At 65.0% G+C, this 19,892-nt stretch carries 18 protein-coding genes; 6 read left to right on the top strand and 12 right to left on the bottom strand.

Features of this window, described 5'->3' with window-relative positions:
* Positions 1-59: 59 nt before the first annotated feature.
* The 6 genes from IVB46_RS03840 to murI form a co-directional block, all read right to left on the bottom strand.
* Entirely contained in the window at positions 60-1,127 is a 1,068-nt protein-coding gene (locus tag IVB46_RS03840) for a threonine aldolase family protein (protein ID WP_247309347.1), read from the bottom strand.
* Between the two features lie 88 nt (positions 1,128-1,215).
* Entirely contained in the window at positions 1,216-1,833 is a 618-nt protein-coding gene (rpsD, locus tag IVB46_RS03835) for a 30S ribosomal protein S4 (RefSeq protein ID WP_071912408.1), read from the bottom strand.
* 199 nt (positions 1,834-2,032) lie between these two features.
* Complete coding sequence (locus IVB46_RS03830) at positions 2,033-2,800, bottom strand: acyltransferase (protein WP_247309348.1); 768 nt, start codon at positions 2,798-2,800, stop codon at positions 2,033-2,035.
* A gap of 106 nt (positions 2,801-2,906) precedes the next feature.
* A complete protein-coding gene (locus tag IVB46_RS03825; RefSeq protein ID WP_247309351.1) occupies positions 2,907-3,290 on the bottom strand; it encodes a cupin domain-containing protein in 384 nt (127 codons plus the stop codon).
* A 69-nt stretch (positions 3,291-3,359) separates the two neighbouring features.
* Positions 3,360-4,133: an aldolase/citrate lyase family protein gene (locus IVB46_RS03820; protein ID WP_247309353.1), complete on the bottom strand. Its 774-nt coding sequence runs from the start codon at positions 4,131-4,133 to the stop codon at positions 3,360-3,362.
* Between the two features lie 61 nt (positions 4,134-4,194).
* Positions 4,195-4,992 carry a glutamate racemase gene (murI, locus tag IVB46_RS03815; protein WP_247341999.1) on the bottom strand — a complete coding sequence of 266 codons (798 nt, stop codon included), beginning with the start codon at positions 4,990-4,992 and terminating at the stop codon, positions 4,195-4,197.
* 169 nt (positions 4,993-5,161) lie between these two features.
* Here murI and IVB46_RS03810 point away from each other — a divergent pair, with 169 nt between their 5' ends.
* Both IVB46_RS03810 and IVB46_RS03805 read left to right on the top strand, forming a co-directional pair.
* Complete coding sequence (locus IVB46_RS03810; protein WP_085404311.1) at positions 5,162-5,713, top strand: cytochrome b; 552 nt, start codon at positions 5,162-5,164, stop codon at positions 5,711-5,713.
* 148 nt (positions 5,714-5,861) lie between these two features.
* The gene (locus IVB46_RS03805) at positions 5,862-6,503 is read left to right on the top strand and encodes a glutathione S-transferase (protein ID WP_247309356.1); all 642 of its coding nucleotides are present in this window, start codon (positions 5,862-5,864) and stop codon (positions 6,501-6,503) included.
* Between the two features lie 13 nt (positions 6,504-6,516).
* On the opposite strand, the gene IVB46_RS03800 is transcribed toward IVB46_RS03805, so the two are convergent.
* A complete protein-coding gene (locus IVB46_RS03800; protein ID WP_071912420.1) occupies positions 6,517-7,323 on the bottom strand; it encodes a cyclic nucleotide-binding domain-containing protein in 807 nt (268 codons plus the stop codon).
* 261 nt (positions 7,324-7,584) lie between these two features.
* Positions 7,585-8,682, bottom strand: coding sequence for a preprotein translocase subunit SecD (locus tag IVB46_RS03795; RefSeq protein WP_247309359.1), 1,098 nt, complete (start codon positions 8,680-8,682; stop codon positions 7,585-7,587).
* Positions 8,683-8,929: 247 nt separating this feature from the next.
* On the opposite strand from IVB46_RS03795, the gene IVB46_RS03790 reads away from it, so the two are divergent.
* Both IVB46_RS03790 and IVB46_RS03785 read left to right on the top strand, forming a co-directional pair.
* Positions 8,930-10,837 (top strand): acyl-CoA synthetase, encoded by a 1,908-nt coding sequence (locus IVB46_RS03790; protein WP_247309361.1) that lies wholly within the window; start codon positions 8,930-8,932, stop codon positions 10,835-10,837.
* Positions 10,838-10,908: 71 nt separating this feature from the next.
* The gene (locus tag IVB46_RS03785) at positions 10,909-12,234 is read left to right on the top strand and encodes a hypothetical protein (protein WP_247309362.1); all 1,326 of its coding nucleotides are present in this window, start codon (positions 10,909-10,911) and stop codon (positions 12,232-12,234) included.
* A 69-nt stretch (positions 12,235-12,303) separates the two neighbouring features.
* Here IVB46_RS03785 and IVB46_RS03780 read toward each other — a convergent pair whose 3' ends face one another.
* Entirely contained in the window at positions 12,304-13,665 is a 1,362-nt protein-coding gene (locus tag IVB46_RS03780; protein ID WP_247309364.1) for an extracellular solute-binding protein, read from the bottom strand.
* Positions 13,666-13,866: 201 nt separating this feature from the next.
* Between IVB46_RS03780 and IVB46_RS03770 the strand changes: the two genes are divergently transcribed.
* A complete protein-coding gene (locus IVB46_RS03770; RefSeq protein ID WP_166353247.1) occupies positions 13,867-15,720 on the top strand; it encodes an ATP-binding protein in 1,854 nt (617 codons plus the stop codon).
* Positions 15,721-15,786: 66 nt separating this feature from the next.
* Here IVB46_RS03770 and IVB46_RS03765 read toward each other — a convergent pair whose 3' ends face one another.
* Together IVB46_RS03765 and purB are read right to left on the bottom strand one after the other, a co-directional pair.
* On the bottom strand, positions 15,787-16,959 hold the full coding sequence (locus tag IVB46_RS03765) for a M20 aminoacylase family protein (RefSeq protein ID WP_085404318.1): 1,173 nt from the start codon (positions 16,957-16,959) through the stop codon (positions 15,787-15,789).
* Between the two features lie 118 nt (positions 16,960-17,077).
* The gene (gene purB / locus IVB46_RS03760; RefSeq protein WP_014494164.1) at positions 17,078-18,385 is read right to left on the bottom strand and encodes an adenylosuccinate lyase; all 1,308 of its coding nucleotides are present in this window, start codon (positions 18,383-18,385) and stop codon (positions 17,078-17,080) included.
* Positions 18,386-18,950: 565 nt separating this feature from the next.
* Here purB and IVB46_RS03755 point away from each other — a divergent pair.
* Positions 18,951-19,538, top strand: a complete 588-nt coding sequence (locus tag IVB46_RS03755) for a TetR family transcriptional regulator (protein ID WP_247309366.1) — start codon at positions 18,951-18,953, stop codon at positions 19,536-19,538.
* A 36-nt stretch (positions 19,539-19,574) separates the two neighbouring features.
* Here the strand turns inward: IVB46_RS03755 and IVB46_RS03750 are convergent, their stop codons facing one another.
* Positions 19,575-19,865: a hypothetical protein gene (locus tag IVB46_RS03750; RefSeq protein ID WP_071912433.1), complete on the bottom strand. Its 291-nt coding sequence runs from the start codon at positions 19,863-19,865 to the stop codon at positions 19,575-19,577.
* Positions 19,866-19,892: the final 27 nt, after the last annotated feature.

Here is a 19,892-nt window from a genome sequence, read left to right as displayed (position 1 = left end):
AAAATCTTTCCGCGAGGCGAGGACCCCGGATTTCGCTGCGCTCCATCTGGGCTACGGACTTACGCCCCGCGCACGATCTCTCTGACGTACCCGATCGTTTCCTCGACCTGGGCCGCATTGACGTCGAGATGGGTGCAGGCGCGGATACGGCCGTCCATCATCGCGAGCGTCACGCCGCGCAGGCGTAGTGCGGCGACCATCTTGTCGCCGGCAATTCCGGCGCCATCAGGCTTGAAGAACACGAGATTGGTCTCGGGCTCCTGCACCTCGACGCCCGCGATCTGCGACAGCCCGCGGGCGAGCGCGCGCGCATTGGCGTGGTCGTCGGCAAGGCGATCGACGTGATGGTCGAGCGCGTAGATGCAGGCGGCGGCACAGACACCGGCCTGCCGCATCGAACCGCCGAGGCGCTGCTTCCACTGCCAGACTGCGTCGATGAAGGCGCGGGTGCCCGCGAGCACGCCGCCGATCGGCGCGCCCAGGCCCTTGGAGAAATCGATCCAGGCCGAATCCCACCCCGCCGTCATGTCGCGCGGGGAGATGCCGCTTGCTACCGTGGCGTTGAGCAGGCGCGCACCGTCCATGTGGGTGACGAGGCCGTGCTGCTTGGCGATCGCGACGATCTCGTCGAGCGCTGCCTTTTTCCAGATCGTGCCGCCGCCGATATTGGCGGTCTGCTCGACGCTGACGACGGTCTGCGGCGGCTGGTAGCGCGTCCGCGGATGCAGTGCCTTGCGAAAGGTCTCCGGCGTGAACTGGCCGTCGGGTCCCTTGAGCTGGGTGACCTGGAAGCCGCCGATCGCAGCATGCGCGCCGCCTTCACGGGCGATGATATGTGCGCTCTCGTGGGCGAGGATCTCGTCGCCGGGACGGCAATGCACCAGCGTCGCGGTGACGTTGCACATCGTGCCTGAGGGCATGTAGACCGCGGCTTCCTTGCCGAGCAGCGCGGCAACGCGCTCGCACAGTGCGTTCACGGTCGGATCGTCGCCGACCTGCTCGTCGCCGACCTCCGCCCGCGCCATCGCCTCGCGCATCGCAGCCGTCGGCTTGGTCTGCGTGTCCGAGAGCAGATTGATGCGCACCGGCGGCGCCTTGGGATCGATCGGGGGAGGGGTGTAGAGCATACGAAGGCTCCTCAAGCAGTGCGGCCACTGAAGTGTGGCTCTTAAGCAAAAAGGCCCCGGCGAACCGGGGCCTTTCGATATTCAGATCTTAGCGCGAATAGAATTCGACGACCAGATGCGGCTCCATCTGCACCGGGAACGGCACGTCGGAGAGGCCGGGGATGCGCACATACTTGGCGGTCATCTTGCCGTGGTCGACTTCGAGATAGTCGGGGGTGTCGCGCTCGGGGAGCTGGCTGGCTTCGAGCACGTGGGCGAGCTGCTTGGAGGCTTCTTTGACCTCGATCACGTCGCCGATCTTGAGCTGGTAGCTCGAGATGTTGACCTTGCGGCCGTTCACCTTCACGTGGCCGTGGTTGATGAACTGGCGCGCGGCGAAGATCGTGGAGACGAACTTGGCGCGGTACACGACCGCGTCGAGACGACGCTCCAGGAGACCGATCAGGTTCTCGCCGGTGTCACCCTTGAGGCGGCTCGCCTCGACATAGATGCCGTGGAACTGACGCTCGGAAATGTTGGCGTAGTAGCCCTTCAGCTTCTGCTTGGCGCGCAGCTGCACGCCGAAGTCGGAGAGCTTGCCCTTGCGGCGCTGGCCGTGCTGGCCGGGGCCGTACTCGCGGCGATTGACGGGGCTCTTCGGGCGGCCCCAGATGTTCTGGCCCATACGGCGATCGAGTTTGTACTTCGCCTCACTGCGCTTAGTCATCGCGTCCTCTTCAGGTACATGGTTTGAGGAAACGCGCCCTCCTGTGTGACGGGCTGGGCCCGGCACTGACAGGTCCGATCCCCAAAGCTTAAGGGAGAGGACCACGGGTCGCGAAACGCTTCGCGGGCCGAAATCGGCCCGCGAGCAGGCGGCTTTTAGGTGAGTTTGGGCCGTTCTGTCAATGCGAATAGCCCCGAAATCATGTCCGGACCGCCCGGATCGGCTTCGGCCCGGCCGCGCGCAATTCGGCAGCGATTTCAGTGTTCAGGACCTGTTCCAGCCGGGTCAGGACCCGGGCAATGGGGGCGGCGTCGGTGACCCGGTGGTCCCAGCGGATCACGACATGGATGGTCTGGTCGCCCTCGACCACCCCATAGCTGACGATGAACGGACCGGGCGTGATGGGATGGAGCTCGCCGCCGCCATAGGCGGCCACCGAGCTCACGGCAAAACTGCCGAACCAATTGCCGCGCTGCCGGCCGAAATTCAGCCCGACCGCCCAGCTCAGCCGCCGTAGCGGCAGCGGCAGGCGGGTGGCTCGCATGACCTTGCGGAACATGGGAACATCTTCGACCGGGGCCGTCTTGGCACGCCGGATTTCGGCGTCCACCGCGGCCAGCGCCATGGCTTCGGGAGCCGCGATTCGCTGCGGCATCACGCATTCCTCGCCGTCTTGGACCCGGGCGATCGCCACCGACGCCACGCTATTGGGCAGCTCGTAGAGCATCGGCCAAGGCCATTTGGCGTAGACGGTGCGCAGGACCGGCTCGTCCCTGGCGACCAGGGCAAAGGCCTTGACGAATATCGCGGCCCAGCCGGCGGGCGCCATCGCTCCGGCACGCGCCTCCAGCAGGGGGCGGATATTGAGGGGGCGGGAGAGCGAGACGAATGGCACGTCCATCGACGCCCGCATGAGGTCGCAAATCAGGCGGCGCGGCAGCGAAATGGTCTTGGACGTCCCGCGCATGGGTCTTTCGGTTCCTGCGGACTAAAATATGTGCAGCGAGCGGGTGGCCCGCTCGCCGCGTGCTCTAGCACGAACCAACCCGCCTGGCGCCGGTCGGTTCGCCGCATCAGGGCGCCGGCGAGGCCAGCGGCTTGGTCTTGTCGACGATGTAAATCCCGAGTACTTTCATGGCCTTGTCGCCATGAGCCTTGGCGTCGTGCACGACGCCCGCCGGGATCTGGTAGGAATCCCCGGCTTTCAGGGTTTTCTCCGGCTGGCCGTCGATGAGGAGGTTCAGCTCGCCTTCGAGCACGTAGCCGGTTTCGACCCCAGGATGGGTATGGCGTCCGGCCGCGCCGCCCGCCGGGACCTCTGCGATGGCGGTGACGGTGTTATAGCCGTCGGGAAATTCGACCTTCTGCAGTGGGGTCCGCTTGATGCCGGTCTGCTGGGCGAAGGCCGCAACGGCGAGGCTGGTGAAGGCGAGAGCGAGCAAAGTCTTTTTGAGCATGGTTCTTCCTCCCTGGAACCGCCGACCCTAGCAGCGTCGCAGTTCCCGGCAAGGCCGCGATCGGCGCGTTCAGCGCTTGATCCCCTCGAACGCCGCCATGATGCCGCGCTGGAACAGCGACCAGTCGAAACCGAGCGCGATCGCGCGATAGCCGCGATCGACCAGGGCGTTGGCCTGGTCGGCGGTGCGGGCGACGCCGCCGATCGGCACGCCGCTCTTGAGGATGCCGGCCTCGGCGCGGGCGACCAGCTCCAGCAATTCCGGATCGTCCATCTGCCCGCGCTTGTTGATGGACGTCGCGAGATCGCCGGGGCCGATCACCGCGACGTCGATGCCCGGCGTCGCCATGATCTCGTCGATGCGATTGACGGCCTCGACATGCTCGATGGTGATCATGCAGATCATCTCGTCGTCGGCGCTGGCCATGTAGTCCGGCATCGACTGGCCCCAGCGGAACGGCGCGTGGAACGGACCCCAGAGACGATCGCCGCGCGGCGGATAGCGCACGCTGCGCACCGCCTTCTCGGCTTCGGCGCGATTGGTGATCATCGGGAAATTGATGCCGAAGGCGCCGATGTCCATCGGCGCTTTCGCAAGCCACGGCTCGTTCGCCGCGATCCGCACCAGGGGCGTGCACGGCGTGCCGGTCGTGGCGGCGATCATCGCATGCGCTTCGGTCAAGCCAATCGGGCCATGCTCGAGGTCGACGATGATCCAGTCGAGCGAGCGCGCCATGATCTGTACGGTCTGCACGCTCGGGATCGTCGCGATCGCGCCGAAGGCGGGGCGCCCTTCGCTCCAGAGCTGGCGGAGACGGTTGAGCGGCGCTGCGGGGACCGACATGGGGATGAACCTGCGAAGATGGCGACGGCGAAACCTAGCAGCGCGCCGTCGAGGCGCAAGGTCAGGCCAGTCCGCGTCCGCCGAAGAACGGCGTCAGCGTGGCCGAAAGCCCATGCACGCGGTTCGAGGTGAAGATCATCTCGGCGCCGGACTGCGCGATGCCGCCGATTTGCGTGCCGAGCAGGTCGGAGACGCGGCGGGCGATGGCCGGCGCGGGGTCGATCCATTCGACCGGCCAGGGCGCGAGCGTCTTCATCCGGTCGAGCAGCAGCGGATAGTGCGTGCAGGCGAGCACCACGGTGTCGGTGCGCGATGTCGCGTCCGCGGGATCACCGACGAAGCAGGGGGCGAGTTCGGCGAGGATGTCGCCGTCGCTGATCGGATGGCCGCTGAGCGCGGCTTCTGCCAGCGAGGCGAGCTCGGGCGAGCCGACCAATGTCACCTCGCAACCCAGAGCGAAATCGCGGATCAGCGCCTTGGTGTATTCGCGCTTCACCGTGCCCTTGGTGCCGAGCACCGAGACGCGGCGGGTCTTCGACTGCGCGCAGGCGGGCTTGATCGCCGGCACGGTGCCGACGAAGGGCAGGGAATAAGCGGCACGCAAGTGAGATAGGACCAGGGTGGACGCCGTGTTGCAGGCGATGACGATGAGGTCAGGATCGTGGGTGCCAATCAGTTCGCCCATCAGCGGCACGACGCGGGCGATGATCTCGTCCTCGCTGTGGTGGCCATAGGGGAAGAAGGCATCGTCGGCGACATAGACGAAATGCGCGTCCGGGCGCGCAGCCACGACCTCGCGGAGCACCGTGAGTCCGCCAAGGCCGGAATCGAACACCAGGATCGTCGGGGAATAGGTCACGTCGCTACCTTAAGGGCACCATGGTTACCATTCGGTTTTTGGGGCGGTTTTGCGGCGGGGCCGTTTGGGACCAATTTGGAACGATTCAATTTCACGGTTGCCGCAAGTTCCCGCTATCAGCAGCTGCGCTGCGGACGGGGACATATCCGCAAAACTCCGGAGAGCCGACATGATCAGAAATACCAGTAGCGGCTGGGGCAGCGTTTCCCGGTGGCTGCACTGGATTTTGGCGCTGGCCATCCTCGCCATGATCGGCTTCGGCTGGTGGATGAACCACATCCCGGCGCGTCCCGACCGCTTCTTCTACCGCTCGATCCACGCCGATATCGGCTATGTGATCCTGCTGCTGACCGTGCTGCGCCTGGTCTGGCGCGCCGTCAACCCGACGCCGGCGATGCCGCCCGAAACCTCGCGCTGGCAGAAGATCGCAGCCCATGTCAGCCACGGCGCGCTCTATCTCGTGGTCATCCTGGTCGCGATGCTGGGCTGGGCGCATTCCGGCGCGCGTACGCCGGACTATTCCGACTTCTTCGGCCTGTTTCACGTGCCGCAATTCACCTCTCCCGACCGTGCGGCGGCGGGCGCGTATGAGGACCGCCACATCCTCTTTGCCTATGTGCTGCTCGCGCTGATCGCGATTCACGTGGTCGCTGCCCTCTGGCACCACTTCATCCGCCGCGACCGCGTCGTGGCGCGGATGGTGGCGGACGAGGCGGGGTAGGGCGGTCCCTCCACGTCGTCATTGCGAGCGCAGCGAAGCAATCCAGAGTCTTTCCGCGGTCGCAGTCTGGATTGCTTCGCTGCGCTCGCAATGACGGGTTAAGATGCGGACATCACGGCAGGTCCAACTCACGGTCGCAGGAGACGCCATGCTCACCGTCCACCATCTCGGTAAGTCGCAATCCGAGCGCATCGTCTGGCTCTGCGAGGAACTGGGAATTCCCTACGAACTGAAGCGCTACGTGCGCGATTCCGTCACCATGCTGGCTCCGCCCGACTACAAGGCGCTGCATCCGATCGGGAGTGCGCCCGTGATCACCGACGGCGATCTCGTGCTCGCCGAGTCCGGCGCCATCGTCGATTACATCATGGCCAAATACGGCGATGGACGCCTTGCGCTCCGCCCTGATCATCCTGATTTCGCGCAGTTCCTGTACTGGTTTCACTTTGCCAACGGCACGCTGCAGGCCGGCATGGGCCGGCTGATGATCCTGAACCGGCTCAAGCTCGCCGCGGACAATCCGATGCTGGTCGCGAGCAGAGGGCGTACCGACCGCGCCTTCGACCTGGTCGATGCACGTGCTCGCGACGCCGAATATCTGGCGGGCGACACCTTCACCACCGCCGACATCATGATGGGCTTCTCGCTCACCACGATGCGCTACTTCCAGCCCTATGACCTGTCGCGCTGCCCGAATGTGATCAAATATCTCGGCCGCGTCGGTGCCCGCCCGGCCTACCGGCGCGCGATGGAGAAGGGCGATCCGGGAATGGCGCTGCTGCTGAGCTGAGCCGCGGCGCCGTTCACGCGATCCGGTTCGTGGTCGTTGACCGCTCGCTCGCCAGCTGCTTCTGCAAGCGATCGATGTTTTGCAGCAGGCGCTGGCTGGTCAGCACCAGGAAGTAATAGCCGAACTGCGGGTCCTGAAAATAGATCTCGAGCAAGCGGTCATAGGTGATCGTCAGCACCTGTCCGTCCTCGACGCATTCGATGGTTCCGGTGCGCCGATTGTCCGGCGTGAGGAAGCCGAGCTCTCCCATGAGAGCTCCGGGCCCGATCTCCACATTGATCTCCTTGACCAGGAACTTGCCGGTGACCGTGAGGAGCATCTCCTTGGCGGGATCGCCCAGTTTGAAGAGCGTATCGCCACTGCGATATCTGCGCTCGGTCATGAACGGCTTGAGCCACTCGATCGACATGTCGCCTTCGGCCGCATGGCGCGCCTTCTTGACCAGCTTGAGCATCTGCCGCAGGCGCAGGGCGTTGATCGGAAGCAGCAGCAGATAGAGGAGGAAGGTCGAGACGTTGGCCGAGAGCGCGCCGAAAACGGCGAAGAACGCACAGCCGACCATGTTGGCGACGCGCAGCGGCACCATCGTCCGCATCAGGAGGGTGGCGACGAAGAAGCCGGCGCCGACCGCGGCGAATAGATTGGCCAGCGTAATGTTTTGGACAAAGATCTCCAGCAACCGGTTGAAGATCGCGTCGTAGGTGACGTTGTTGGGATCGAGGCCCATCTGGACCAGGATCTTTGCGATCCTGAGGTTGTCCGTCGCCGCATCCAGAATGCGGTCGAGGATCGAGGAAATGTCTGCGCTGCCGGACGGCATGTACTAACCCCGCGTAAGGCCTTCAGTCCTGGTCGGTATGCTCGACACGTATAGCCGAAATCGAATGACGACCGCTTGAAATGAAGCCTTCGGCCGCCATGCCGCAAGAGGCAAATTTTAGCCTGATCGGGCGTTTCGGCAATTGCCCGTTGGTTGTGCGCATGGCCATGGCGCGCCCGTGATTCGGGGCCCCCGGGGGCGCGGGCTTCCGCGTCGTGGACCCTTGCGCCCCGACGGGGCGGGGGCGGAGCGCGACCGGCCTTACGGCTTGGCGGCGGGTTGCACGACCTGCTGCTCGACGAGGTCGAGGTGCCCCGGCAGCGAACCGGCGCGCAGCAGCATCGCGACGCTATTGGCTTCCTCCAGGGTGAAATTGCCGGAGATCTGGCCCGAGCCGCCGGTGATGGGCTCGCGGATCACGGGGGCGGAGATCACCTTGCCGTCGAGCACGATGGCGAAGGGCCTTCCGATGTTCTCTTCGGTGACGTGGGCAAAGCGCCGCGTGCCGCGGCCGTTGAAGCGGAACGAGGCGATCGGGTCTTTCGTGCCGCTGGCAAATCCCGGGCCGGCATAGCTGATGTCGTCGCCGTCGAGCGCGCTGTCCCTGGCGACCAGGTAATGGCGCTCGTCCTTGAAGCCGGGCAGGACTTCGGTGCCCGTGGGCGGCGTGCCGGATTGCGCCTGCTCCGCCGGCATCGAGAGGTCGATCAGGCGGAAGCTGACCTTGACCTTCCTGGCGAAGACCGCGGTCACGCGGGCGGGCTCCATCATGCCCGGGATGAAAATGCGGATGCGATCCGTGCCATCCGGCAGGACGCTGGCGAGGTTGATGCCGGCATCCTTGAGGCGCTGCTCGATCATGGCGATGGAATCTTCGACGAGATCGCGCAGCCGGGCCGCGGATGCGGCATCGGTCGGCGCGAGCCTGACCAGTCCGTCGCCGCTATCGGTCACCTTGAGCGCATGCGACGGCAATCCCTCCGCGGCCGACGCGAGCTTGCGTGCGAGCTGTTCGCGGCCCTTGGCATCCGCGATCTTCACTTCTACGCCGGCGTCGCGGATCGCAAGACCGGCGAAGGCGATCTTGCCCTCGCGCAGGGTCTTGTAGACATCGTCGCGCAAATCCGTGACGACGCTTTCGCGCAAGCCGTCGGTATCGACCTTGTAGACGATGCGCGAGCCGCCCAGCTTCTCCATCTTGTCGGCGACGAAGGCGGCGATCCTGGCACGCATCTTGTCGAACTGGCCGTCCTCGGCGCGCGCCGCGCGCGGCAGGATGATCGCTGAAGTCATGATCGCCGAAGTCACGGCGAGCGCGACAATCAGCCGTGTGATGCGGTGCCGCGGGGGCTTGGTCATGATTTCCTCAAGTCTTGCGGCAGGACGCTGGCAGCGGAGTCCGATGCATGTTCTTGGTCCCCCGATCGGGCGGGGAGGTTCAATGGCCTCGAAGACGCGTGCTACGACCGTAGCCGTTCGGCCATGGACGAACGCTCAATCATCCATCATTCTGTCGGCGCTCGACCGGCTATCGGCCGAGGCCTCGCCGACCAAAATGTCAAAAGACAGGGGGCGGGGAAATGCATCTGAGGGAGGACGGAATTCCATGGCGGGCATCCACGCGCTCGATCGGTTCATCGGCAACGACTATCCGGACTTCGCGACGGACGCAGAGGTCCGGGCCTTCGAGCAGGTCCCTTACGCCGATCGCGTCGCGGCCGAGAGCACCTATGACGCCATCAGGCTCGGTGCGGCGCGCAACCCCGACGGGGCCGCGATCCAGTTCCTGCAAAACGCCGATCCGGCCGATACGCCTGTGATGGTCACCTATCGCGATTTCGTCGCGCGCGTCACGCAGGCCGCCAACATGTTTCTCGCGCTCGGCGTCGAGAAGGGCGACGTCGTCAGCTTCATGCTGCCGCTGGTGCCCGATGCCTTCGTGACGCTGTTCGGCGCCGAGGCCGCGGGCATCGCCAATCCCGTCAATCCGCTGCTCGAGCCGCACCAGATCGCGGAGATCCTTGAGGCCGCGAATACCAAGGTTCTGGTTGCGCTCGGGCCGATGCCGGGCACCGACATCTGGCAAAAGGTCGAGCAGATCCGTCCGCAGCTCAAACACCTCAAGGCGGTCGTGCAGGTGTTCGGGGGAGGCGATCCGGACAAGGGCATCTTCGCCTTCAACGACCTGATCAAGCAGCAGCCGTCCGACCGGCTGATCAGCGGGCGCAAGATCCTGGGGAGCGACATCGCCGCCTATTTCCACACCGGCGGCACCACCGGCACGCCGAAGCTCGTGCGGCACACCCACGCCAATCAGGTCTATCAGGCCTGGGCGCTCAATCTGCTGCTGAAGTCGAAGCCCGGCGCCAACATGCTGTTCGGCATGCCGCTATTCCATGTCGGGGGATCGCTGACGCAGGTGCTGCTGACGCTGTCCGCCGGCGGCTCATTGGTCGTGCTGTCGCCGAGCGGCTGGCGCAATCCGAATTCAGTGAAGAACATCTGGGGGCTGGTGGAGCGCTTCAAGCCCGAGGCGCTGTCGAGCGTGCCGACGGTGCTGGCGGCGACGCTTGCGGTGCCGCCAGGCAATGCGGACATTTCCAGCCTGAAATATGCCGCCGGCGGCGGCTCGGCGATTCCCGTCGCCGTCGGCTCGGCGATCCAGGAGAAGCTGGAGCTGCCGGTGGTCGAGGTCTACGGCATGACCGAGACCTCGAGCGTGCACACGCTCGCTTATCCCAGCCGGCCGATCCGGCTCGGCTCGGTCGGTCTTCCCATGCCTTACGCGCGCGTGCGCATCGTGCAGCTCGATGCCGACGGCCGCCTGATCCGCGACTGCGCAGCCGACGAGATCGGCGTCGTCATCATGGCCGGGCCCGGTGTGTTCGGCGGCTATCTCAACGACGAGCACAACAAGGGCGCGTTCGTCGACGAGGTCTGGGTCAACTCCGGCGACCTCGGACGTCTCGATGCCGACGGCTACCTCTGGATCACCGGCCGCGCCAAGGATCTCGTGATCCGTGGCGGCCACAATATCGATCCGGCGCCGATCGAAGAGATCATGTTTCGCCATCCCGCCGTCGGCTTCGCCGCCGTGGTTGGCCAGCCCGACGCCTATGCGGGTGAGCTGCCGGTCGGTTACGTGCAACTGAAGCCGGGCGCGACCATTCAGCCGGGCGAGCTCGAGTCCTGGGTGCGCGAGCGGACGCCGGAGCGCGCCGCCGTTCCGGTGCAGGTCATTCCGATCGATCCGATGCCGGTGACCGGCGTCGGCAAGGTGTTCAAGCCGCAGCTGCGCTGGGATGCCGCGCAGCGCGTGTTCGCCAAAGTGCTGTCGCCGCTCACTGAGCGCGGCATCGACTGCAAGGTGAAGGTCGGCGCGCATGGCAGCCACGGCTCGATCGCCACTGTGACGCTCGCGGGCCTGCCGGCAGACCAGCGCGAACTCGTCGCTGGCGAGGTGCACACGCTGCTCGATCCGTTCGTGATGCGGCACGAGGTGGTGCAGGCGTAGGTAAGGGCACGCGAGGCTTGCGCGCCTCGCCGCGAGCGCGCATCATCCTCTCAAAAAATGGGGGGAAGCCGATGCCTGAACTCTCTCGCCGCCGTCACCTTCAACAATTGTCGGCCGTGTTCGGATCCGCTGCGCTGTCCGGATTGTCAGGGCCGGTATGGGCGTCAGAGCCGGACATTCCGCCGGAGGGCATCGGCAAGGGCATCAAGCATATCTCGTACAGCGATGTCGGCGGCCGGCCCGACACCGTGCAGGTGATGTTCAACCGGCAGCACGTCTATGTCGGACACATGTTCAGCGACGGCGTGACGATCCTGGACGCATCCGATCCGCGCGCACTGAAACCGGTCAATTTCTTCACTGCCGGGCAATACACCCGCACCCACCATCTGCAGGTGGCGGAAGACCTGCTGCTGCTTGCGAACGGCGCCAACATCGTCGCGATGCAGTCCTACGACAGCATGCGCGGCTATTTCGAGAATTCGCTTGCCGACAGCATCACCAAGGCCAAGAAATTCCGCTCCGGCCTGTCGATCCACGACATCTCGAAACCGGGCGAGATGCGCGAGGTCGCGTTCCTCGAAATGCCGGGCTTCGGCATCAACCGGCTGTGGTGGCCCGGCGGCCGCTATGCCTATGTGTCGGCGCATTTCGACGGCTTCACCGACCACATTCTTTGCGTGGTCGATCTCAAGACCATCACCAAGCCGGAGATCGTCGCGAAATGGTGGCTGCCGGGCATGAACCGCGCGGCCGGCGAGCCGGCGACGCCCAAGGGCAAGCGCTTTGCGCTGCATCACATGATCACGGCGGGCGATCGCGGCTATGCCGCCTGGCGCGACGGCGGCTTCACCATCCACGACATCGGCGATCCCGCCAATCCGAAGCTGCTCTCGCACATCAACTGGTCGCCGCCCTTCGCCGGCGGCACGCATACGCCGCTGCCGCTGCCCAAGCGCCAGCTCGCCATCGTCGCGGATGAAGCCAATGCGGATCAATGCGCCAAGGGCCTGTTTCACACATTCGTGCTTGACGTGCGCGCGCCGCAAAATCCGGTGCCGATCGCGACGCTGCCGACGCCACGCGATCGCGACTTCTGTGCGAAGGGCACCTTCGGTCCGCATAATCTGCACGAGAACCGCCCCGGCTCCTTCCAGAGCGAGGAGACGATTTTCGCGACCTACAACAATGCCGGCGTCAGGGTGTTTGACGTCAGGGATCAGTTTGCGCCGAAGGAGATCGCGTATTGGGTGCCGCCGACACCGAAAAAACTCGTCGACCCCCGCCCGAACGTCGCGCTCGCGGCCAAGACCTGCGATTCCTATGTGCGGCCCGACGGGCTGATGTTCGTCTCCGACTGGAACGCTGGCATGCACGTGCTGCAATATCAGGGGTAATCGCCGCGCAGCGGGGGGCGGCGACTTGTCCGCCGTGGCCACCTCTTCCGATTGGGTGACGCCTCGCCGCTACCCGCGGATCGCTGCATTGGCCCTTTCGGCCGCGCCCGTCATCGCATCCTTGGCCGATTTCGCCCCGTTGACCACTTCATTCACGCCGATCATGAAGGCGTCCAGGATCAGTCTCGATTGCGGATGGAAAAGAATCGCCTTGGCGCGGTCGACGTCGGCATTCTGCAAATTGATCAGCGCCGCCTCGGCGGCCTGCGAACCGAACGCCTTCCTGAAGCCCTCGCTCGACCAGGCCGTCACGCGTGTCGTCGCCAGCCCTGCTGCAGCAGTCTGCAGCGAGGTCGCCTTGCTCGTCGCCCAGAGCAGGAACAGGAAAGCCGCGCGCTTGTTTCGCGATTTGGAATTGATGCACGCCTGCCAGTGCGACATGAAGGGGACGGGGCCGCGACCGGCGAGATGCGGAAAGGTTGCAAACCCGGCCTGCTTGGCGACACGGCTTTTCGCTGGATTGGAAATGTCGGTCGCGAAGTTGCTGCTGTCGATCGCCATGGCCGTCCGCCCCTGCAGGAAGTCGTCCAGCACGTGGTACCATTCGTAGCTGCCGACGCCGGCAGGCCCGGCCTGACCGAGCAACTGTCCGTACATCTCGACGGCCGCGATCCCCTCCGGGCTCGCGAAAACGACCCTGTTGTGCTCGACCATGGCCCCACCGTAGGAGAACAGGAAGCCCATGGCTGGCGGGGAGGAATTGCCACTCGCCTGGGCCCGCATCGCGATCCCCGACATCCCGTTGCTCTTGACCGCCTTGGCGGTGACAAGCAGCTCGTCGAAAGTCTGGGGTACCGGCTGGTCCTTGGCTGCCAGCGCATCGCTGTTGATGAACAGGGTCGTCGCCTCTGAGGTAATCGGGACCGCATACCGTTCGCCGTCCGACCATAGCGGGAAGGCGCGGGCCGTCTTGAGCAGGTCGCTCTCGTCATACCAGGCGGGGTCGGTCAGCGACTTCAGGGAATAATAGCCGTTCAGTGGCTCCACCCATCCGTTCGTGATGCCCTGGCCATAGGTCGTGAACATGAAGACGTCGGGCGTGCTACTGCCGCGAGCGAGCCTGATCGGCAGCGCGCCGAGGTAGGTGGTTTCCAGCTGGAAATCGATGGTGACGTTGATGCCGGTGAGGATGGTGAACTCCGGCAACAGCGGCGCGATCGCGTTCGACCACGGATGGATCGCACCCGAAAGTGCGATCGTCTGTCCCGCAAATTGCTTCCAGTCGATCGCGGCGTTGGCGTTAGCCGCAGCGGAATCCTCGGCAAAGCCCCATCGCGGCAGCGCGGTTAGGCCCGCGCCAGCCGCCCCCAGTCCCTTGATGAAACTGCGGCGGCTCGCCGGATGGCTCAATGAGTTTTCACCCTGTGCCATGATGATGCTCCTTGAATCAACCAAGGGCATTCATCCATAGCACACGCACGGTGCCGCAGTCCTGCGACATCACGGCCCGACCTCTGGCGTATCCGATGAATGTCGGGTTCCCGACCTCCTTATCCGTGCTATTGTCCCATCATGCTCTGGCGTCGGCACCAGAACACGCGCGGTCACACGAGCATCGAAGACCCACGGCCAATGTCCGTTCCTGTTCGGGCCCTGCCTCTGCGATGGTTTGCTCGTCCGCTGATCCTTGCGGTCGCAGTGCTTGTGACCCTGTTTGCCGCGACCAGCTTCCTCGGCCTGCAATATTGGCAGGAGCGGCAAGCAGCTCATCACTTCATCGAGCATAGCCGCCAGGTCCTCGAAACGCTTGATCGGCTGCGGGCGATCGTCGCGGAACTGGAGACTGAAAGGCGCGGGTATCTCATGACCCTCGACCCCGCCTATCTCAAGGCCTACGGCGTCTCTGACGAAAGCGTACGGCGCGAGGCTCAGGCGCTGCAGATGTTGGTGGCGGATGATCCGTTGCAGGGCCTTCGGGCCGGACATCTGGCGCTGACCGTTACAGCCACGCTGCGCGAGATCGACGAGCTGCTGAAGACGGCCGGCACGTCCGGGCTGGCCGCGCTGGCAATGATCCGCAGCATGGACGAGATCCGCTCGCAAATCGACCAGATGGTGGATCACGAGCGCTTTCGGCTCGCCGGCCGGGAGGCGCGCGCAGAAGCATTCGAGCAACGCTGGACCTGGCTGATCGCCGGCGCCGTTGTCCTCGTCGTCGCGCTGGCCGCAGCGGCGCTGGCGCTCGCGCGGCTCGAAGCGAAACGGCGGCGGGAGGCGACCGAGGAGAACATCCAGCTCCAGAGTGATCTTGCAGCACGGGATATCAAGATCAGGCGCCTGTTCGATGCCAACATCATCGGCATCATCATCTGGGAAGTCGAGGGGCGCATTCTCGAGGCCAACGATGCCTTCCTGCGCATCGTGGGATACGACCGGGAAGATCTCGCCGCAGGGCGCCTGCATCGGACCGACCTCACGCCGCCGGAATGGCGCGACCGCGACTTGCAGACCGTGACGGAACTGAAGCGGGTCGGGACGGCCCAGCCATTCGAGAAGGAGTATGTGCGGAAGGACGGAAGCCGCGTTCCGGTGCTGATCGGTGGGACCATGTTCGGAGAAGGTACGGATCATGGCGTCGGCTTCGTCCTCGATCTGACGGCTCTCAAGCGGGCGGAAGCCGAAGGCCGCGAACACGAGCGGCGCTACCGTGAAGCGCTGATGGAGCTCGCGCACGCCAATCGCGTCACCACGATGGGACAGCTAACCGCTTCGATCGCCCATGAAGTCAACCAGCCGATCGCCGCGATCGTGGCGAACGCCGAGGCCGGGCTGAATTGGCTGGAGGCGCGACCGCCAAACCTGGAGCGGGTTCGACAGACCCTCGACTGGATCACCGGTGATGGTATGCGAGCCGGCGACATCATCGGCCGGATCCGGGCGCTCATCAGGAACGCGCCCCCGCAAAAAGAGACCCTGGAGATCAACCCGGCGGTGCTTGAGGTCATCGCGCTGACACGCAGCGAAGCGTTCAAGAACGGCGTCTCGGTGCGAATGCAATTTGCCGAGGGCTTGCCGCCGATTCAGGCCGACCGGGTTCAAGTTCAGCAAGTGGTGCTCAACCTGATCGTCAACGCGATCGAGGCGATGGCCGCGGTCGGCGAGGGGGGACGGGAGTTGCTGATCAGCACCGGTCGGGATGCATCCGACGGCGTCCACGTCACCTTGCGGGATTCCGGTCCGGGGCTGGATCCGAAGAACGTGGATCGCCTGTTCGAAGCCTTCTACACCACCAAGCCCACAGGCATGGGGATGGGTCTCGCCATCTGCCGCTCGATCATCGAGGCGCATGGCGGGCGGATGTGGGCCGGCGCAAACGAGCCGCGGGGCGCCTTCTTTCAGTTCACCCTGCCTCTCGCCTCAGACGAGACCGCATCCAGCCCGCTGGAGACGGAAGAGCCAACGGGGCAACGCTCTGCGGCTCGATGACGGGCTCCGCGTTGCGTGGCCCTTTGGCGGCAATGTCGCCCGGGCCACGGCTGCCGCGAAGCGACGCTAGCCCGCCGGCATCCGCGTCTCCACCAGGCGCGCCCAGTAGGAGGCGCCGTGGCCGAGGATGTTGTCGTTGAAGACATAGGCCGGGTGGTGGCACTCGTTGCCGTCGCCCATGCCGACCAGGATCATCGCGCCGGGACGCGCTTCCAGCATGAACGAGAAGTCCTCGGCGCCCATCATCGGGATGAACTTGTCGTTGACGCGCTCGGCACCGACGATGTCGCGGGCGACGTCGGCGGCAAGGCCGGCCTCGCGCGCATGGTTCATCGTCACCGGATACATCCGCGTGTACTTGGTCTCGGCCGAGCCGCCATAGGCGCGGGCGACGCTTTCGGCGACCTCGCCGATGCGGCGCTCGACGAGATCGCGCACTTCAGGATCGAGCGTGCGGACGGTGCCGCCGAGCTCGGCGACTTCAGGGATGATGTTGAAGGCCGTGCCGGAGTGGAATTGCGTGATCGAAATGACGGCGGACTTCAGCGGATCGACGTTGCGCGCGACGATCGACTGCAGCGCGTTGACGATCTGCGAGCCGATCAGCACGCTGTCGACGGATTTGTGCGGACCGGCGCCGGCGTGGCCGCCCTTGCCGTGGACGGTGATCTGGATGTTGTCGGAGGAGGCCAGCATCGCGCCGGGCGTGGTCGCGAAATGGCCCTCGGGCAGGCCCGGCATGTTGTGCATGCCGTAGACCTCCTGGATGTTCCAGCGCGTCATCAAGCCGTCCTCGACCATCGCCTTGCCGCCGCCGCCGCCTTCCTCCGCAGGCTGGAAGATCATGATCGCGGTGCCGTCGAAATTGCGCGTCTCGGCGAGATATTTGGCGGCACCGAGCAGCATGGCGGTGTGGCCGTCATGGCCGCAGGCGTGCATCTTGCCGGGAACCTTGGAGGCGTAGGCGACGCCCGACGTCTCCATGATCGGCAGCGCGTCCATGTCGGCACGCAGCCCGATGGTCTTGCCGGAGGCCGACTTGCGGCCGCGGATCACGCCGACGACACCGGTCCGGCCGATGCCCGTCACCACCTCGTCGCAGCCGAATTCGCGCAAGCGATCGGCGACGATGCCGGCGGTGCGATGGACCTCGTAGAGCAGCTCCGGGTTCTCATGGAAGTCATGGCGCCAGGCGGCCATTTCGTCGGAGAGGGCGGCAACGCGGTTGACGATGGGCATGAGGGGATCCGTTTCTTGTTCGTGGGGTAGGTTAGCGTAGCGTAACCCACCGCCGTGTCACGAGGAATGGTGGGTGATGCCTGCGGCTAACCACCCGGCAGTTTCTACGGACGCGCGCTCAGCTCTCGCCGAACACGCGCTTGAAGATCGTGTCGACATGCTTGAGGTGATAGCCGAGGTCGAACTGCTCCTCGATCTCGGCGTCGGTGAGATACTTCTTCACTTCAGTGTCCTTCTTCAGGAGCTGGAGGAAGTCGCCTTCGCCGCGCCAGACCGGCATCGCGTTGCGCTGCACCAGCTTGTAGGCATCCTCGCGGCTTGCGCCCTTCTGGGTCAGCGCCAGCAGCACGCGCTGCGAATGCACGAGGCCGCCGAGGCGGTCGAGGTTCTTCTGCATGTTGGCGGGATACACCAGCAGCTTGTCGATCAGGCCGGCGAGGCGCACCAGCGCAAAGTCGAGCGTCACGGTGGCATCCGGGCCCATCATGCGCTCTGCGGAGGAGTGCGAGATGTCGCGCTCGTGCCAGAGCACGACGTTTTCCAGGGCCGGCGTCACATAGGCGCGGACCATGCGGGAGAGGCCGGTGAGGTTTTCCGACAGCACCGGGTTGCGCTTGTGCGGCATCGCGGACGAGCCCTTCTGCCCTTCGGAGAAGAACTCTTCGGCCTCCAGCACCTCAGTGCGCTGCATGTGGCGGATCTCCACGGCAATGCGCTCGACCGAGGAGGCGATCACGCCAAGCGTCGAGAAATACATCGCATGGCGGTCGCGCGGGATGACCTGAGTGGAGATCGGCTCGGGGACGAGGCCCATCGCCTTGGCGACGTGCTCTTCGACGCGCGGGTCGATCTGGGCGAAGGTGCCGACGGCGCCGGAGATGGCGCAGGTCGCGACTTCCTTGCGCGCCGCGATCAGGCGCTCCTTGGCGCGCGAGAATTCGGCATAGGCATAAGCGAGCTTGAGGCCGAAGGTCACAGGCTCGGCGTGGATGCCGTGGCTGCGGCCGATAGTCGGCGTCATCTTGTGCTCGAAGGCACGCTTCTTCAGCGCGGCCAGCACCTTGTCGAGATCGGCGAGCAGGAGGTCGGCGGCGCGGGTGAGCTGGACGTTGAGGCAGGTGTCGAGCACGTCGGAGGAGGTCATGCCCTGGTGCACGAAGCGCGCTTCGGGGCCGACGATTTCGGCAAGGTGGGTCAGGAAGGCGATGACGTCGTGCTTGGTCTCGCGCTCGATCTCATCGATGCGGGCGACGTCGAAAGTGGCGTCCTTGGCCTTGGCCCAGACCGTCTTCGCGGCCTCCTTGGGGATCGTTCCGAGCTCGGCGAGAGCGTCCGCCGCGTGCGCCTCGATCTCGAACCAGATCTTGAACCGGGTCTGCGGCTCCCAGATCGAGGCCATTTCCGGGCGGGTATAGCGGGGGATCATCAGACTGCTCCAGGAAGGTGGGCGGGCGGCCCAAGGGGGCGGCGACCGGCCAAAATGTTTTTTACGCCGTGATTTAGCAGAGCGGGCAGGGCGAAACAAACGATCTGGACCCCAGGCGAGGGGGATCGGCGAGCTATCCACCGCCCCTGGACCAGCCCAAGCTGAGGAGACGCCGCCCACAAAAGTTAACTGTCAATCACGGATCATTGACTGACAGATATTGAAATCTGTCAGCGGGACGTGTATATCCGTTCTCGGACGCTCCGATTGGGCGTCCCGCGGCGACCCGCCCGGGGAGCCCGAGGTCCGAAACAGTTGCGGATCGCGGGACATAAGGAGGTTGGGACCGCGGACGAATGGAGACTTAAGACAATGACGACCGAAATCATCAACTTCACCGGAACGATTGGGCATTGGCTCAATTTACTGGTTGCGCGCCAGATCGCGGCGCAGGCTGCAAAACTGCCTCATTAAGGCGAGAGCTTTCCGAAACGACCGGCACGGGCGCTTCGGAAGCAGCTCCATCGCCGGGTAACTGAGCCCTCAACGGGAACATGGTGCTGGCATGAATGAAGCCGTGATCTTGACGCCGGAGCGGATCCTCGAAGTCACCGAGGACGTTCTGCGGCGCTACGGACTCGCCAAGGCCACCGTGGTTGACGTTGCCCGTGCGCTCGATGTGAGCCACGGCAGCGTCTATCGCCATTTCCCGAGCAAGGCCTCGCTGCGCGAGGCCGTCGCCAAACGCTGGCTGGATCGCATCGACGCGCCGTTGCTGGCGATCGCAGAGGAGCAGGGGCCGGCGCCGGCGCGACTCGACCGCTGGCTGCGTACGCTGTTCGCCGCCAAGCGCTCGCGTGTGCTCGACGATCCCGAGATGTTCGACACCTATCTGACGCTGGCGCGCGAGGCTTGCGCCGCCGTCAAGTGCCACAAGGACACCATGATCGACCAGATCGCGTCGATCCTGACCGACGGCGTGAAGCAGGGCGTGTTCGAGGTGGGCGACGTCAAGGTCACCGCCCGCGCCATCTTCGATGCCACCGTCCGCTTCCACCACCCGGCACATGCCGACGAGTGGAAGGACGCCGATCTGCCCGCTCGTGTCGATGCGACCCTGGCGCTGGTGCTGCGCGGATTGAAGGCGGCCTAGACCGACACGGTCCCGCCAAAGCGTGTAACTGTCGATTCAGCCTTTCGCCTTGTGCAAAAGGGCCTCCTCGCGAAGGGCAGGCGAGTGGGTCGATTGCCTTCCGTTGGCGGATGGGACTACCGGCGGGCTCTCCGGATATGTGTTCACCGCGATTTCGACAGCGTCCTTCGACCGCTTCCGAATGCGGTAGAATGTAAGCTCCTGATCGAGTGCGGGGCAGCGGAAGTGGACGACGGCCGTATCCGGCAAGCGGCAGAGTTCGTCGATGAGCTCGCCCACGGTGAGGAGCGGAGGATCGACGACCGTTCGGTGCATGGCCTTACTCATGGCGCAACTCCTTCACTCTGCTGCTAA

Source organism: Bradyrhizobium sp. 61 (assembly GCF_023073075.1).
Classification (GTDB): Bacteria; Pseudomonadota; Alphaproteobacteria; order Rhizobiales; family Xanthobacteraceae; genus Bradyrhizobium; species Bradyrhizobium barranii.
The sequence above is the reverse complement of the archived record's forward strand: the minus strand, read 5'-3'. Positions and strand labels throughout refer to the sequence as shown.

Excerpts from the sequence above, each read along its gene's own strand:
- IVB46_RS03840 (WP_247309347.1), bottom strand. The coding sequence starts at position 1,127 with ATGCTCTACACCCCTCCCCCGATCGATCCCAAGGCGCCGCCGGTGCGC.
- rpsD (WP_071912408.1), bottom strand. The coding sequence starts at position 1,833 with ATGACTAAGCGCAGTGAGGCGAAGTACAAACTCGATCGCCGTATGGGC.
- IVB46_RS03830 (WP_247309348.1), bottom strand. The coding sequence starts at position 2,800 with ATGCGCGGGACGTCCAAGACCATTTCGCTGCCGCGCCGCCTGATTTGC.
- IVB46_RS03825 (WP_247309351.1), bottom strand. The coding sequence starts at position 3,290 with ATGCTCAAAAAGACTTTGCTCGCTCTCGCCTTCACCAGCCTCGCCGTT.
- IVB46_RS03820 (WP_247309353.1), bottom strand. The coding sequence starts at position 4,133 with ATGTCGGTCCCCGCAGCGCCGCTCAACCGTCTCCGCCAGCTCTGGAGC.
- IVB46_RS03810 (WP_085404311.1), top strand. The coding sequence starts at position 5,162 with ATGATCAGAAATACCAGTAGCGGCTGGGGCAGCGTTTCCCGGTGGCTG.
- IVB46_RS03805 (WP_247309356.1), top strand. The coding sequence starts at position 5,862 with ATGCTCACCGTCCACCATCTCGGTAAGTCGCAATCCGAGCGCATCGTC.
- IVB46_RS03800 (WP_071912420.1), bottom strand. The coding sequence starts at position 7,323 with ATGCCGTCCGGCAGCGCAGACATTTCCTCGATCCTCGACCGCATTCTG.
- IVB46_RS03795 (WP_247309359.1), bottom strand. The coding sequence starts at position 8,682 with ATGACCAAGCCCCCGCGGCACCGCATCACACGGCTGATTGTCGCGCTC.
- IVB46_RS03790 (WP_247309361.1), top strand. The coding sequence starts at position 8,930 with ATGGCGGGCATCCACGCGCTCGATCGGTTCATCGGCAACGACTATCCG.
- IVB46_RS03785 (WP_247309362.1), top strand. The coding sequence starts at position 10,909 with ATGCCTGAACTCTCTCGCCGCCGTCACCTTCAACAATTGTCGGCCGTG.
- IVB46_RS03780 (WP_247309364.1), bottom strand. The coding sequence starts at position 13,665 with ATGGCACAGGGTGAAAACTCATTGAGCCATCCGGCGAGCCGCCGCAGT.
- IVB46_RS03770 (WP_166353247.1), top strand. The coding sequence starts at position 13,867 with ATGTCCGTTCCTGTTCGGGCCCTGCCTCTGCGATGGTTTGCTCGTCCG.
- IVB46_RS03765 (WP_085404318.1), bottom strand. The coding sequence starts at position 16,959 with ATGCCCATCGTCAACCGCGTTGCCGCCCTCTCCGACGAAATGGCCGCC.
- purB (WP_014494164.1), bottom strand. The coding sequence starts at position 18,385 with ATGATCCCCCGCTATACCCGCCCGGAAATGGCCTCGATCTGGGAGCCG.
- IVB46_RS03755 (WP_247309366.1), top strand. The coding sequence starts at position 18,951 with ATGAATGAAGCCGTGATCTTGACGCCGGAGCGGATCCTCGAAGTCACC.
- IVB46_RS03750 (WP_071912433.1), bottom strand. The coding sequence starts at position 19,865 with ATGAGTAAGGCCATGCACCGAACGGTCGTCGATCCTCCGCTCCTCACC.